Source organism: Curtobacterium sp. NPDC086286, from assembly GCF_044746255.1.
Classification (GTDB): Bacteria; Actinomycetota; Actinomycetes; order Actinomycetales; family Microbacteriaceae; genus Curtobacterium.
Genome location: NZ_JBIVBW010000008.1, coordinates 95,030 through 109,383, shown reverse-complemented (window position 1 = coordinate 109,383; position 14,354 = coordinate 95,030). Strand labels below are relative to the sequence as shown.

At 70.3% G+C, this 14,354-nt stretch carries 15 protein-coding genes and 1 riboswitch; of the genes, 9 read left to right on the top strand and 6 right to left on the bottom strand.

The genetic code is table 11. From position 1 onward, the window contains the following. Window positions 1–103 precede the first annotated feature (103 nt). The 4 genes from ACIPKM_RS15175 to ACIPKM_RS15160 all read left to right on the top strand — a co-directional run bounded on the left by ACIPKM_RS15175 (window position 104) and on the right by ACIPKM_RS15160 (window position 4,604). A complete protein-coding gene (locus tag ACIPKM_RS15175; protein ID WP_071295868.1) occupies window positions 104–1,822 on the top strand; it encodes a hypothetical protein in 1,719 nt (572 codons plus the stop codon). A gap of 319 nt (window positions 1,823–2,141) precedes the next feature. Continuing rightward, complete coding sequence (locus ACIPKM_RS15170) at window positions 2,142–3,245, top strand: acyltransferase (RefSeq protein ID WP_070417784.1); 1,104 nt, start codon at window positions 2,142–2,144, stop codon at window positions 3,243–3,245. 63 nt (window positions 3,246–3,308) lie between these two features. Further along, window positions 3,309–4,118 carry an SGNH/GDSL hydrolase family protein gene (locus ACIPKM_RS15165; RefSeq protein ID WP_175473635.1) on the top strand — a complete coding sequence of 270 codons (810 nt, stop codon included), beginning with the start codon at window positions 3,309–3,311 and terminating at the stop codon, window positions 4,116–4,118. Between the two features lie 165 nt (window positions 4,119–4,283). Further along, window positions 4,284–4,604, top strand: a complete 321-nt coding sequence (locus ACIPKM_RS15160) for a hypothetical protein (protein ID WP_070417782.1) — start codon at window positions 4,284–4,286, stop codon at window positions 4,602–4,604. Between the two features lie 240 nt (window positions 4,605–4,844). Here ACIPKM_RS15160 and ACIPKM_RS15155 read toward each other — a convergent pair whose 3' ends face one another. Both ACIPKM_RS15155 and ACIPKM_RS15150 read right to left on the bottom strand, forming a co-directional pair. Further along, the gene (locus ACIPKM_RS15155; RefSeq protein ID WP_071302105.1) at window positions 4,845–5,777 is read right to left on the bottom strand and encodes an aldose 1-epimerase family protein; all 933 of its coding nucleotides are present in this window, start codon (window positions 5,775–5,777) and stop codon (window positions 4,845–4,847) included. Beyond that, a complete protein-coding gene (locus ACIPKM_RS15150) occupies window positions 5,774–6,652 on the bottom strand; it encodes a DeoR/GlpR family DNA-binding transcription regulator (RefSeq protein WP_092385152.1) in 879 nt (292 codons plus the stop codon). The genes ACIPKM_RS15155 and ACIPKM_RS15150 overlap by 4 nt, the downstream gene beginning before the upstream one ends. Window positions 6,653–6,716: 64 nt before the next feature. Here ACIPKM_RS15150 and galT point away from each other — a divergent pair, with 64 nt between their 5' ends. Continuing rightward, window positions 6,717–7,826 (top strand): galactose-1-phosphate uridylyltransferase, encoded by a 1,110-nt coding sequence (gene galT / locus ACIPKM_RS15145; RefSeq protein ID WP_071295865.1) that lies wholly within the window; start codon window positions 6,717–6,719, stop codon window positions 7,824–7,826. After that, window positions 7,823–8,959 (top strand): galactokinase, encoded by a 1,137-nt coding sequence (gene galK / locus ACIPKM_RS15140; protein WP_071295864.1) that lies wholly within the window; start codon window positions 7,823–7,825, stop codon window positions 8,957–8,959. Before galT ends, galK begins: the two co-directional genes overlap by 4 nt. A 41-nt stretch (window positions 8,960–9,000) precedes the next feature. On the opposite strand, the gene ACIPKM_RS15135 is transcribed toward galK, so the two are convergent. The 4 genes from ACIPKM_RS15135 to glyA all read right to left on the bottom strand — a co-directional run bounded on the left by ACIPKM_RS15135 (window position 9,001) and on the right by glyA (window position 12,419). Continuing rightward, window positions 9,001–9,504, bottom strand: a complete 504-nt coding sequence (locus ACIPKM_RS15135; protein ID WP_402737039.1) for a hypothetical protein — start codon at window positions 9,502–9,504, stop codon at window positions 9,001–9,003. Between the two features lie 29 nt (window positions 9,505–9,533). Beyond that, window positions 9,534–9,986 (bottom strand): hypothetical protein, encoded by a 453-nt coding sequence (locus ACIPKM_RS15130; RefSeq protein WP_071295862.1) that lies wholly within the window; start codon window positions 9,984–9,986, stop codon window positions 9,534–9,536. 211 nt (window positions 9,987–10,197) lie between these two features. After that, complete coding sequence (locus ACIPKM_RS15125; protein WP_070419370.1) at window positions 10,198–11,109, bottom strand: tetrahydrofolate dehydrogenase/cyclohydrolase catalytic domain-containing protein; 912 nt, start codon at window positions 11,107–11,109, stop codon at window positions 10,198–10,200. 26 nt (window positions 11,110–11,135) lie between these two features. Continuing rightward, window positions 11,136–12,419 (bottom strand): serine hydroxymethyltransferase, encoded by a 1,284-nt coding sequence (gene glyA, locus ACIPKM_RS15120; protein WP_302847420.1) that lies wholly within the window; start codon window positions 12,417–12,419, stop codon window positions 11,136–11,138. A gap of 59 nt (window positions 12,420–12,478) precedes the next feature. Then, window positions 12,479–12,564, bottom strand: a riboswitch (ZMP/ZTP riboswitch). Between the two features lie 37 nt (window positions 12,565–12,601). Between glyA and clpS the strand changes: the two genes are divergently transcribed. The 3 genes from clpS to ACIPKM_RS15105 are packed head-to-tail and all read left to right on the top strand — an operon-like array spanning window position 12,602 to window position 14,312. Further along, a complete protein-coding gene (clpS, locus tag ACIPKM_RS15115; protein WP_402737038.1) occupies window positions 12,602–12,901 on the top strand; it encodes an ATP-dependent Clp protease adapter ClpS in 300 nt (99 codons plus the stop codon). After that, a complete protein-coding gene (locus ACIPKM_RS15110; RefSeq protein ID WP_070417774.1) occupies window positions 12,898–13,374 on the top strand; it encodes a DUF2017 family protein in 477 nt (158 codons plus the stop codon). The genes clpS and ACIPKM_RS15110 overlap by 4 nt, the downstream gene beginning before the upstream one ends. Beyond that, window positions 13,371–14,312 carry a GNAT family N-acetyltransferase gene (locus ACIPKM_RS15105; RefSeq protein ID WP_402737037.1) on the top strand — a complete coding sequence of 314 codons (942 nt, stop codon included), beginning with the start codon at window positions 13,371–13,373 and terminating at the stop codon, window positions 14,310–14,312. Before ACIPKM_RS15110 ends, ACIPKM_RS15105 begins: the two co-directional genes overlap by 4 nt. Window positions 14,313–14,354 lie beyond the last annotated feature (42 nt).

Here is a 14,354-nt window from a genome sequence, read left to right as displayed (position 1 = left end):
GGTGGTGTGCCCACTACGGGGTACATCAGCTTCGCGATAGGTAGCGGCAGACTTGCGACCGATACTCACATCCGCGAGTGATCGTGGTGACGAACGGACGAGCATGCTCCCCAAGATTCCTGGATACACGGACGACTCCCCGTCGCTTGCCGCCGAGTGGCAGCAGCCGCCCGGTGACTACGCAACCGAGTTGTGGCCTAGTGGCGCACTCGGGTCGATCGAGGAGCATCCCACAGGTTGGCTTGTTGTCGAAGAGCATGACTACTCGGCATCGTCCGGCTCGTCCGGCGTCTCAACCTTCTTGACCAGCCTTGATGGATGGGCGATCGCAGCAGATCACTTCGATTGGGATGCTCGGTACCTCGGCGACTACTCCTTCGATGAATACTCCGGCGACGAGACAGGCCTCGCGCAGGACGATCGGGGGATTATCGCCGAGTTTTTCGTTGACACTCAGTCGAATCACGGCCTAAAGCCTCGGACGGTTGACGTGTCCTTGCCGTTCCAGTGGTTCTGGAATGCTATGAGAGACGGCAACAATTGGAGCTATCTTGATAGCGCAGGCAACGAGCATCCCCTCGTCCGCACAATTGCCACTTCCGACTCCTGGCGCGTCGAGGTGAGCGCGCGCGAATTCCGCCGCTTCCTTGAGCGGACAAGACGTGTCGCCGTCATCCAATACGACGTTGTCACCTATGCCAACTCCGCGCCCTTCGCGTCTACGTCGGACCAGTTCCGCAATGCTTGGGCGTCCTTCACGTGGACTCCTGTTCGCGACGCTATTGGCCACGGCTATAACGCCTTCTCCAGACTGCTGGGAAAGCGGCTAATCAGCGGGATGAGCAGCGGCCCCATTCCTCCCGCTCTCGATCACGAGGACCCGCGGAGCAACGAGCACCCCGACTACATCATCGGGGTGGATCCACAGACAGGCTCTGACCGAGTCTTCACCAGCGACCCCGAGAGGTTGGCGAATTACTTCGGGAAGAACCCTGAAGCTCCTCATTACCTCACCCTCGTGCACTTTGACCAGCGCGTTCTCAATAAATATCGAGATGAGCCTTCTAAGTACGAGGTGACCGCGACGCGGCTCAGTTGCCTTGGGCTCTGGTCTCTCGGGCTAGGCACAGGCACAGAAGGTTCCATCCAAGTTTACCTTGGTGACCTCGGTCGAGATCTTCCATGGCAAGAGCGAGCGCACTGGAAGAGCTACAACGTTCCACCCAGGGGCACTATGGATGAGTCTCGCTTCCGGCGTGATTTTCTTGCCGAGTGGGCTGGTGGCCCGACCACCCTGGAGGAGTTGCGAGCGAATCTCGAAAGCCTCCGGCAGACCGCCTTGGAGAGGCTGAGCACGCCTGTCATACGTGAGCTCGATAGCCACGACCGACTCAACTTCGAGCGACTTACGCCTCCAGGGACTGATGAGCGACACGAATTGGTCTTGCCAGTGATCACTCTGACGAAGGCACTTGTCGACGCGATCGATGTGAAGGGCCTACGGACATTCCTCGGTGCCGGTCATGAGGAAGAGCGAGGGCTTGCTCTCCTCGAATCTGTGGTTGTTCGAGTAGGCGGCTCCGCCACCATGGTTCAGCCGTTTCGGGCGCTTCAGCGACTGAGGTCCTCTGGTGGTGTTGCGCACTGGGGTGGAAGCGAAGCGGGCAAGGTGATAAAGGCGCTCGGCCTGGAGGGCATGAATCCGGCTGAGACAATTGAGTTTCTCGCCGCTGGGATTTCCGCCTCGCTAAAGGACCTGCGGGACCTCATCTCCGATACCCCGGGCGAGCCCGACGCGCCCCGCACGGAGCCTTCGAAGTGACGCGCGGTCCTCACGTCGGGCAGTGCTGGCACGTCCTCCCTCTGGTCGTCCGGAGGGGTTGGGGATCGTCCCGCGCGCTTGTGGAAGCGCCAGGACCGCTTAGCGAGCCCGAACTTACCCCGCACAAAAGACGGAACCTCGCGCAGTTCCACGCAATCCCTAGGCAGCCGTCCGCGGGTCCGTCGGCGGCCAGCGGAACATGGTGCGACCCCGCGGAAGGCTCCTACGCCTAATCCGAGGGTCGTGGGTTCGAGCCCCACGGGGCCCACCGAACGTGACCGTTCCTTGGCTTGGCCGGGCTTCCCGTAGGATCGTCGGCATGCGCGATCGCCCAACCGGCAGGATCGGCTCACTGGACGGACTCCGCGGCGTCGCTGCCGCCGTCGTCGTCGTCCACCACGCCTTCCTCTCGATCCCGACCCTCTCGGACGGCAACTACCGCCGCGACGTCCCCGACTGGGCGAGCTGGATGGTGTACTCCCCCGCCCACCTCGTGTGGGCCGGCAGCGAGGCCGTCTTCGTCTTCTTCGTGCTGAGCGGCTTCGTCCTGACCCTCCCGGCCCTCCGCCGGTCGCAGGACTGGATCGCCTACTACCCGAGCCGGCTCGTCCGCCTCTACCTGCCGGTGGTGGCGTCGATCGCACTCGCGCTCGTGTTCTTCTTCCTCGTGCCCCGGCAGGACCAGCCGCACCAGTCGTTCTGGATCAACCGGCACGCCGAGCCGTTCACCCTGCACGGCCTCGTGAACGACCTCACGCTCCTCGCTCCGACGCTCGTGAACAGCCCGCTCTGGTCGCTCACGTGGGAGGTCCTCTTCTCCCTGCTCCTGCCGCTCTTCGTCTCGATCGCCGCGGTCACCCGACGCTGGTGGTGGGTGACCGCCATCGTCGCCGTCTTCCTGTCGGCACTCGGCGAGTACGAGCACTCGAAGTGGCTGATGTACCTGCCGATGTTCCTGCTCGGCTCCGCGCTCGCGGCCGGCTGGGAGCGCCTGCCGGACGTCCCGACGCTGCTCGGCTGGGTCCTGCTCGTGGTGAGCCTGCTCGGCATCACCGTGAAGTGGTGGCTGCCGACGACGGCGTGGTGGTCGCCCGTGCTGCCCGCGATCATCCTCGCCTCGGCCGGCACGATCGTCGTGCTCGCCGGCAGGTGGTTGCCCGCCGAGCGCTTCCTGCTCGGCGCGATCCCCCGCGAGCTCGGACGGCTCTCGTTCAGCCTCTACCTCGTGCACGAACCCATCACGGTGTCCGTCGCGAACCTCCTCCCGCGTGCCCTGCCGTCCTGGCTGGTCCTCGTCGCGATCCCGATCGGCATCGGCGTCGCCTACGTGTTCTCGCGGCTCGTGGAACTGCCGGCGCACCGCTTGGCGAAGCACATCGCGAAGTCGCTCTCGAGCCGTCCACCCGTCCCGCAGGCTGTCTGACGGTTCAGCACCTCGCCGGGCGGGTGTCCGGGGGCACGGATGCTGAGCACCTACAATCCCGGTGTGGCTCGACGAACCGACGGCGGTGTGCCCGGCGGCTCCCGTCGGTCCACCGCGCAGACCAGGCGCCGACGAGCGGTCCCCGCGATCGCCCTCGGCGCCATGTGCCTCGGCATCGCCGGGCTGCTCGTCATGCTGCCCGCCGTGTCCGACGCCTGCCAGCCGGTGCCCGCGACGTCCGACTTCTCGGCTGAGCAGGTCGCGGACGCGATCGCTCCGGGCTCCGACGTCCTCATCGTCGGCGACTCGTACACGACGGGTCGCGGTTCCTACGACGACGTGCACGGGTGGGCGCAGGACCTCGTGTCCGAGCGGCAGTGGGACGCGACCATCAACGGCTACCCGGGGACCGGCTACGTGAACCCCGGCCGCGGTCGCTCCTCGCGCGCCGTCTACCTGTCCCGGATCGAGCAGCGGGCAGCACTCACGCCGGACCTCGTCATCGTCCAGGGCAGCCAGAACGACTGGCTCACCGACTCCGCCACCCTCGAGAAGACCGTCGAGCGGACGCTCCGACAGGCCGAGGTGCAGTGGCCGGACGCGGTCGTGGTGGCGATCGGCCCGTCGGCACCCCAGCCGCGCGCCGAGGCCACGACCGGCATCAACGACGCGGTGGCCGCCGGCGCCAGCGCCGTGGGCGTCCCGTACATCGACGCGATCGACGGGCAGTGGTTCACCGCGATGAACAGCGGCAGCTACGCCGCGACGGACCAGCAGCACCTCAACGACGCCGGGTACCTGTACCTCGCGGGCAAGATCGACGCCGAGCTCGAGCAGCTCGCGACGCAGCCCGACGGCGAACAGTGCCTCTGAGCACTCGACCGGGGTACAAGTCGTCCTCAGGAGCCTCAGGGTGGTTCCACTGCACAGTTCAGTCCGCGTTCAGCCGACTGTTGGGCTCCCGCCGATAGTGTCGTTCCCGGATCCGATCGACGGATCCTGCAGCACCGCACCATCGCAGAACGAACGGGGTACACCGTGATCGAGCCCATCGAAGCCACGCAGACCAGCACCACCGGTGACGCGCGCCGCATCGTCGAGCTCGCAGCAGCGACCAACACGACGATGAGCAACGAGCTCCTGCTCGACACGCTCCGCCGGAACGCCCAGGTCACGACCCGCCACATCCGCAAGGACTTCGTCGAGGTCGCGACCGGCACCGCGGTGCTCGGCTACGTCTGCCGGCAGCGCAAGGACTTCATCGCCCTCCGCGGGGACGACCCGGCGTGGGCGCACGAGGTGGGCCGCTACGCGAGCGAGTCCCTCGCGGTCGAGGCGCTGCGCATGCGTCGCGCCTGACCCTCCCGGACGAACGACGAAGGCCGCCCCTCCCCGGGGCGGCCTTCGTCGTGTCCGGCGCGGACCAGCGGCGGTGCCCCACTGCCCGACCGAGTCTCGCCTCCGCGGACACCCTCGCGCCGCACGAGTCGCGAACGTGTAAGCAGGGCCGAGTCTCGGCTCCGCGGACACCGTCGCGGCGCGGGACACGCGAAACTGTCCGCCGGGCCGAGTCTCGGCCGCGGACCGGCCGCGCCCGGGTCAGGACCAGACGCGGCGGATGCCCCAGCTGCCGGTCCAGGCCTCGTCGGGCTCGAGCCAGCGCAGCCCCTCCCCGGAGTTGAGCGCGTCGGCCGGCGCCGTCATCGGCTCCACCGCCACGGCCAGCCCGGTGCCGTCGCCACGGGGGAACTCGCGGGAGGTGAACACCTGCACGTAGGGGAACGATCCGTCCTGCCAGAGTTCGACGCCGTCGCCCTCCGGTCCGTGCATCGTCGTGCGCCGGATCCCCTCGGCGTCGGGCGTGACGTCCGTGTAGGCGGTGTCGAGGTCGGCGTCACCGGCGCGGACACCGGAGCGCAGGTCGAAGGGGGTGCCGTCGACGGCCACGGTGCCGTTCGGGATCTTCCGCTCGTCCACGGTGAACGCCGTCCCCGCGTCGAGCCGGACGACGAGGTCCTCGGCGGGGGTGTCCCCGGCGCGGAGGTACGGGTGCGCGCCGATCGCGAACGGCGCACGCACGCCCGAGCGGTTCACGACCTCGTGCGTCACCCGGATGCCGTCGTCGACGAGCTCGTGGTGCACGCGGGTCTCGAGCGTGAAGGGCCAGCCGTGCTGCGGGTGGATCGTGGCTTCCTGCACGATGCCGGACTCGGTCTGGGAGACCACGCGGTACGGCGCGAACCGGAGCAGCCCGTGCGACGCGTTGCCGTACTTCGGCTCGGAGACGTCGAGCTGCTGCCGCTTGCCGTCGAGTTCCCACACGCCGCCGGCGACGCGGTTCGGCCACGGCGCGAGCACGATCCCGTTCGCCCCGGGCGGCTGCGACGTGACGGGGAACGGCTCGGTGAGGTCGAACCCCGCGACGCGGAGTTCCCGGATGCCGGCCGCCACCTCGGTGACGATCGCCTCGACGACCCCGTCGGGTCCGGCGTGGCGGAGGTGGTACTGCCCTCCGGTGGGAGCTGCGGTCATGAGGTACGGGTCCTTCCCGGTGCGGATGGTGCGGATCGTGCAGATGGTGCGGGTACTGCCGGCTCGTCCGCCACGACCACCTCGACGCCGGCCGCCCGGATCGGGGCGACCTGCTCCGCCGTGGTCTCGGCGGTGACGACGACGTCGATGTCCTCGAGCGCGCGGACGACCCCGATGTGGGCCCGGCCGAACTTCGACCCGTCCGCGACCACGACCGTACGCCGAGCCGCGGCCGCGAGCATCCGCTTCGCCTCGGTCTCGGGCAGGTTGACGTTGGTGAGGCCGTGCGCGACGTCGACCCCGGTGCCGCCGAGGAACACGAGGTCCGCGGCGATCATCGGCAGCAGGGTGCCGTTGAACGGCGCCACGAGGGAGTGCTGCAGCGGACGGAGCGTGCCCCCGGTGACGATGACGGTGAAGCGCGGGACGGCGGCCTCGAGCACGAGCGCGGTCGTCAGCGAGTTCGTGACCACCGTGACGTCGACGAGGTCCTCGCGCGCGACCAGCGCTGTCGCGACGGCGGCGGGCGTGGTGCCGACGTCGAGCACGACGCACTGCCCGGAGCGCACGAGCGCCGCCGCGGCGCGGCCGATGGCGGCCTTGGCCACCTGGTGCTCGACGGCGGTCTCCTCGAAGGGGCGCTCGGTGGAACCGACCCCGAGGCGGACGGCACCGCCGCGGACCCGCCGGATCCGCGCCTCCTGGTCGAGCAGGGAGAGGTCCTGCCGGACGGTCACCTCGCTGGTGCCCAGGGCCGCTGCCAGGGCGGCCGTTCGGACGAGTCCGGGCGCGCCCTCGACGATCGAGACGATGCGGTCCTGCCGCAGCGGCGCGGGGAGCGCGCCGGCCAGGAAGGAGAGGTCGTCGTCCGTCATGCCACCAGTTTCGCGTGCTTACGAACACTTTCGCAATGCTTCGTGGAGCCGCTAGGGTTGTGCGGTGATCACCAAGCGCGTGACGAAGCTCGCGGACGGACGCGACCTCTTCTACTTCGATGACGCCGACTCGACGCTGCCCGCAGAACGCAGCATCGACCAGCGTGTCCTCGACCCGCGGCCGGAGACGGCGCGCATGCGGCAGGACGTCCTCACGGGCGAGTGGGTGTCCATCGCGGCGAGCCGGCAGAACCGCGTGTTCCTGCCGCCAGCCGACCAGGATCCGCTCGCGCCGCAGTCGGCGGAGAACCCCTCCGAGATCCCGAGCCGGTACGACGTCGCGGTGTTCGAGAACCGCTCCCCGTCCTTCGGCCCGATGCTCGCCGGACCCGACGGGGCGGACGACGCCCCGCCATCGCTCGACTCCCTGACCGAGGTCGGGCTGAACCGGCAGTTCCGGAGCGTCGGGCGGTGCGAGGTCGTCTGCTTCTCGCCCGCGACCGAGGGCTCCTTCGCGTCGATCTCCGAGTCACGCGCCCGCACCGTGGTCGAGGCGTGGGCGGACCGCACGGCGGCGCTGTCCCAGATGCCCGGCATCCAGCAGGTCTTCCCGTTCGAGAACCGGGGCGAGGCCATCGGCGTCACGCTCCACCACCCGCACGGGCAGATCTACGCCTACCCCTACGTCACCCCGCGCACCCAGCGCCTGCTCGAGAGCATCGAGCGGTTCGGGCCGGACCTGTTCGAGCAGCACCTCGCGAACGAGCGCGCCTCCGACCGGGTCGTCCTCGCCGGTGAGCACTTCACCGCCTTCGTGCCCTTCGCCGCACGCTGGCCCATCGAGATCCACATGCTCCCGCACCGGCACGTCCCCGACTTCGCCGGGCTCACCGACGCCGAGAAGGACGAGCTGGCGCACATGCACCTGCGGCTCACCCGCGGGATCGACAAGCTCTACGGCGACCCGACGCCGTACATCGCCGCGTGGCACCAGGCGCCGGTGCACACCGGCCGCGACACCGTGCGGCTCATGCTCCAGATCACGTCCCCGCGTCGCGCGGCGGACAAGCTCAAGTTCCTGGCCGGCAGCGAAGCCGCCATGGGCGCGTGGATCGGGGACCTCGTCCCCGAGAAGGCGGCCGAGTTCATCCGAGGAGGGATCGAACGCGCATGACGTTCCAGCAGGTCTACGGGTACGAGCCCGCGGTGCGGTACTCCGCGCCCGGCCGGGTCAACCTCATCGGCGAGCACACTGACTACAACGACGGGTACGTGCTGCCCTTCGCGATCGACCGTCGCACGACCGCCTCGATCGCGCCCCGGGACGACCGGCAGCTGCGCGTCGCGTCGGCGTTCGACGCGGGCACCGTCGTCGAGCTCTCCCTCGACGAGCTCGCGCCCGAGCGCATGGACGGTTGGTCGGCGTACGTCCTCGGCATCGCGTGGGCACTCCGCGAGCAGGCGGGCGCGGACCTCACCGACAAGACCGGCTTCGACGTCTTCATCGAGTCGGACGTCCCGGTCGGTGCCGGGCTCTCGTCGAGCGCGGCGATCGAGTGCGGCGTCGCACTCGCCTTCAACGACCTGTGGGAGCTCGGGCTCGACCGGAAGACCCTGGCCCGGGTCGGCCAGTACTCCGAGAACCACGCCGTCGGTGCCCCCACCGGGATCATGGACCAGTCCGCCTCGCTGCTCGGGGAGCAGGACGCGGTCGTCTTCCTCGACTGCCGCACGCTCGACACCGCCGTGGTCGACCTGGCGCTCGAGGCGAACGGGCTCGAGGTCCTCGTCGTCGACACGCGCGTCGAGCACGCGCACGCCACGGGCGGCTACAAGGCCCGACGCGAGTCGTGCGAGCACGGTGCGGCCGTGATGGGTGTCGAGGCGCTCCGCGACCTGTCGGTCGACGACCTGCCGCGCGCGCAGGAACTCCTCGACGACGAGACCTTCCGCCGTGTCCGGCACGTCGTGACCGAGGACCAGCGCGTCCTCGACACCGTCCGCACGCTTCGCGAGCACGGGCCGCGGGCGATCGGGTCCCTGCTGGTCGCGTCGCACGAGTCGATGCGGGACGACTTCGAGATCTCGGTGCCGGAGCTCGACCTCGCGGTCGCGACCGCGATGGAGCACGGTGCGGTGGGCGCGCGGATGACCGGTGGCGGCTTCGGCGGTGCGGCGATCGCGTTGGTCGACCAGGAGGCGCGGCAGACGATCGCAGACGCGGTCGCCGCCGCCTTCGCCGCGGCCGGGTACCGCGAGCCGACGGTGTTCACGGTGCACGCCGCGCAGGGCGTCCGGCGCGACTGACGCGCCGGGTCTCTCGGGCTGGGCCGGCCGGGGGCCCCGGGTCAGCGGGTCGCGTGCCCTGTGGTGACCGTCACGCCGCCCCACGGGAAGCCGTGCGGGTGCAGGACCTCGTGGTCGATCTGGTCCATCACGACGTGCCCCTGCCACACGGTGTAGATCAGCACGCCGACCACGACGACCACCGGGACGGCCAGGTACGCCGCGAACCGGACGACGTCACCGAGCGATCGCTTGCCGAACCGCGCGAGCATCGGCGGCAGGAACACCCCGACGACGACCACGAGGAGCAGGACGGCGATCGCGGCCGGCGCCGTATATCTCTCGACGTGCACGGTGGGCGGCGCACTCGACAGCGGGTTGCCGGCGTTGTCGATCCAGTGCCCGTCGCCGTCCGTCCCGCCGTACTCCGACGAGGCGGACCACATCGTGAGCGTCGGGTACGACAGGAGCGCGACGGCCCCGATCAGCACGAGGCCCCGCGCTCGCGGTCGCAGCTGCCGTCCGGCGTGCGCCATCACGGGCGCGGTCTGCACGTTCTCCCCCATGTTCGAGACCGTAGCACTGCGGTCGACGCTCACGGCGCGCCCTCGAGTCGCTGGATCGACCACGAGACGTCACCGATCGTGAACGGGTGCAGGTCGCCGTGCGCGACGGCCCAGTACACCCACTGCCACTGCACGATGAACAGCACCCACACCAGCACGGTCACCCCGACCACCCCGCCCAGACCGAGCGCGAGCACGCGGTCCTGGTCCCACCGTGCGGCTCCGCGCCGAGCGACCCCGACGACGAAGCCGGCCACCGCGAAGCCGACGGTGAGGAGCACCCACCCGCTCCACGGCCGGGCCTCGAACTGCACGAAGCCGAGTTCGTGCACGTCCGTGCTGCCGGGCAGCCGCGGCTGAGCGGACCAGTTCTGTCCGAGGACCTGCAGGAACAGGCACAGCAGCGTGATCCCGACGAGCTTGCGGGCGTCCTTCGTGAAGAGCGACTCGTGTGCCCGAGGCTCCGCGGCGGAGGTGGTCATGCTCGAACGGTAGCGCGGTGCCGGCCGCGGCAGAAGCGCCCGTCCGGGGCACGCCCCGGACCCGGCCACCTCGTGCCCGCGCGGACGTGGCGGCGGCGACCCGCGCCTCCCGACCGTGCTTCGTGAGCAGAAATGGTCGGGTTCCACGACGGGACCCGACCATTTCTGCTCACGAAGCGCACAGCGCGGCGCGCGCGACGCGCGCCGCGCGCTAGTGCAGGTGGCGCTCGGCGGCCTCGACCACGTTCTTCATCAGCATCGCGCGCGTCATCGGGCCGACACCGCCGGGCGTCGGCGACAAGAAGCCCGCCACCGAGGCGACCGCGGGGTCGACGTCGCCCCGGAGGCGAGCCTTGCCCGTGTCCGGGGAGACCACGCGACTGATGCCGACGTCGATGACCGCCGCACCGGGCTTCACCCAGTCCGGCTGGACGAGCCCCGCGACACCGGCCGCGGCGACGATGATGTCCGCGCGGCGGCACTCTGCGGCGACGTCCTCGGTGAGGGAGTGGGTGAGGGTCGCCGTGGCCTCGAGCCGGGTGAGGAGCAGCCCGAGCGGACGACCGACCGTGAGCCCCTGCCCGATGATCGTGACGTGCTGGCCCCGGATCGGGACGTCGTACGCCTCGAGCATCGCGACGATGCCGCGCGGGGTGCACGGCAGGGGTGCGTCGATCGTGCCGGCACCGCCCGGGACGGCGAGCACGAGCTCACCGAGGTTGGTCGGGTGCAGGCCGTCGGCGTCCTTCGCCGGGTTCATCAGCTCGAGCATCGGGATCGGGTCGATCCCCTGCGGCAGCGGGAGCTGCACGATGAACGCGGTGACCCGGGGGTCGTCGTTCATCTGCAGGATCGCTGCCCGGATGTCGGCGGCCGACGCGGTCTCGGGCAGGTCGATGCGGACCGAGTCGAGCCCGATCTGCGCCGAGTCGCGGTGCTTGCCCGCGACGTAGGACACCGAGCCCGCGTTCTGGCCGACCATGATCGTGCCGAGCCCGGGGCGGAACCCGTGGTCGTGCAGCCGGTCGATGCGGACCTTCAGGTCGTCGAGCGTGCGGGCGGCGAGGGCGGTGCCGTCGATGCGGACGGCACTGCCCTCACCCGCCCAGCGCTCGCGCGGCAGCGGCGCGGGCGACGGGGCGGCGCCGCTCACGCGTAGAGCGGGAACGCGTCGGTCAGGGCCTTGACCCGTGCCGAGAGCGCGTCGATGTCGGGGTTCGGCATGAGGGTCAGCGCGATGATGTCCGCGACCTCGGTGAACTCCGCGTCGCCGAAGCCACGGGTGGCCAGCGCCGAGGTGCCGATGCGGACACCCGAGGTGACCATCGGCGGGCGCGGGTCGAACGGCACGGAGTTGCGGTTCACGGTGATACCGACCTCGTGCAGGAGGTCCTCGGCCTGCTTGCCGTCGACCTCGGACGTGCGGAGGTCCACGAGCACGAGGTGCACGTCGGTGCCACCGGTGAGGACGTCGATGCCCGCAGCCTTCGCGTCGTCGGCCGTCAGCCGTGCGGCGAGCGCCTGTGCACCGCGGATCGTGCGCTCCTGGCGCTCCTTGAACTCCGGGGTGGCGGCGAGCAGGAACGCGGTGGCCTTGGCGGCGATCACGTGCATGAGCGGACCGCCCTGCTGGCCCGGGAACACGGCCGAGTTGAGCTTCTTGAAGAGCGACTCGTCGTTGGACAGGATGATGCCGGAGCGGGGGCCGCCGAGGGTCTTGTGCACCGTCGAGGACACCACGTGGGCGTGCGGCACCGGGGACGGGTGCAGGCCGGCGGCCACGAGACCGGCGAAGTGCGCCATGTCCACCCAGAGCTTCGCGCCGACCTCGTCCGCGATCTCGCGGAACTTCGCGAAGTCGAGCTGGCGCGGGTAGGCCGACCAACCAGCGATGAGGACCTTCGGCTGGTGCTCGATGGCCTTCGCGCGGATGTCGTCGTAGTCGACCTCGAACGTCTCGGGGTCGACGCCGTACGCGACGGCGTTGTAGATGCGGCCGGAGAAGTTGAGCTTCATGCCGTGGGTCAGGTGACCGCCGTGCGCGAGCTCGAGGCCGAGGATGGTGTCGCCGGCCGAGGCGATGGCGTGCAGGACGGCCGCGTTCGCGGTCGCACCCGAGTGCGGCTGGACGTTGGCGTACTCGGCGCCGAAGAGGGCCTTCGCGCGGTCGATGGCGAGCTGCTCGGCGACGTCGACGTACTCGCAGCCGCCGTAGTAGCGCTTGCCCGGGTAGCCCTCGGCGTACTTGTTGGTGAGCACGGAGCCCTGCGACTCGAGGACGGCGCGCGGCACGAAGTTCTCGGACGCGATCATCTCGAGGGTGTCGCGCTGGCGGCCGAGCTCCTGCTCGAGGACGCGGGCGATCTCGGGGTCGACCTCGTTCAGCGGGGCGTTGAAGGCGGTGTTGGTGGCTGCGGGGGGCAGATCGGTGATGGACACGGGACTCCTCGTTGTCTGTTCCGTCGCGCACGCGCACGACGAGGTGGACGGGTGGGCGCGGCCCAGGCGTACGGCCGCGCACCGTGTCAGGTGTCGCTCCCCGATGGTGACCCATCCAACGCCAGTCGCGACCCCCCGATCGTACCGAGCGAGCAGGTTCGTGTCACCCTGGGTGCATGACCCTGTTGACGCCCGACGTGGACGAGCGCACCGACGCCCGCACGAGCGTGCGACCGGACGCGCCGTGGGTCGCCGTCGTGTGGGACGACCCGGTGAACCTCATGTCCTACGTGACCTACGTCTTCCAGCAGTACTTCGGCTTCCCGCGCGCGAAGGCGGAGCGACTCATGCGCCAGGTGAACGACGAGGGGCGCGCGATCGTGGCGACCGGCCCCCGCGAAGCGATGGAGGCCCACGTCGAGGCCATGCACGGGTACGGGCTGCAGGCCTCGGTGGACAGGGCGCCCGCTCCGTGATCCCGTTCGTCCGCCGTGCCGACGGCGTGCACCTCGCCATGTCCTCCGGCGAGCGCGGCGTGCTCACGTCGCTGACCGAGCAGCTGCAGCAGGTACTCGACGGGGACCTCGCATCCGACCCGGTCGCGGCGCGGATGTTCCCGGACGCCTACCGCGACGACGCCGAGGCGAGCGCGGAGTTCCGGCGGTGGACCGAGTCGGACCTGGTGGCGAGGAAGACCGAGAACGCCCGGGCCGTGCACGCGTGGCTCACCGGGGCACGGGACGGCGCCTTCGAGACCTCGGACGAGCAGGCCTGGCTGCGCTGTCTGACGGACCTGCGGCTGACGATCGCGGACCGGCTGGGGATCGTGGACTCCGCCACGGAGGAGCAGTCGTACACCGCCGACGCGGGCGTCGGCCTCCGGGACGTCTACGACTGGCTCGGGTACGTGCAGGAGCACCTGGTCGAGACCCTGACCGGTCCGCGGTGAGCGTCGCCTTCCGCCCCGTCGACGGTGACGACCTGGAGGCGCTGCTCGCCTTCTCGACGGACGAACCGGTCGCGTGGATCGGTGCGGACCGGTACCGGGCCGAGTCCGCCACGGGGAACTACCGCCCGGAGTGGTCGTGGCTGGCCCTGCGGGACGGCCGTCCCGTCGGCCGTGCGCTCTGGTGGGGCGGTGCGGACGCTGCGGCGCCGTCGACACTCGACGACCTGCTCATCGCACCGGGGTCGTCCGACCGCGACGAGCGCCGGGAGATCGCCGCCGGACTCATCGCCGCCGGGACCGCCGCGTTCGGTTCGCTGCCGGAGTGGATCGTCGACGTCGCAGTGGACTGGCACACGGACGACGACGCCGTCGCGGCCGTGCGGTGGCGGACGGCAGCGGCCCGTGCCGCCGGACTCGGACGGATGACCGAGCGGGTCAGCGTCGCGCTCGAACAGCCGGGCGCTCCCGCGACGGGGTCGGGGTCGACGCCGGCCCTGCGGTTCCGCGGCGGCGATGACGTCGAGTTCGTGGACCTCTTCGCGCGCGTCGCGGTCGGGAGCCTCGACGCACACACGCTGGCCGCGGTCGCCGAGCTGGGCTCGCGGAGTGCGGCCGCCGACGACCTCGCGTTCTACCGGTCGCTGCCCGGATCACGGGACGGGTGGCGGATCGCCCTCGACGCGGAGGGGCTCGTCGTCGGCTTCGTCATCGCGACCCGGACGGCGTACGACGCGGCCGTCAGCTACATCGGCGTCCTGCCGCAGCACCGGGGGCGCGGCATCGTCGACGGACTGCTGGCCGAGGCGGTCCGGGTGCACGCCGCTGCCGGCGCACCGCGGGTGGTCGGGACGACGGACGCGACGAACACCCCGATGCGTCGGGCGTTCGAGCGTGCGGGGTTCGTGGTGTCGAAGCGGCGGATCGTCTTCGAGCCCTGATTTCAGAAGGCAGCCTTGCAAGTTCGCCTGTCGAAGTAGTAC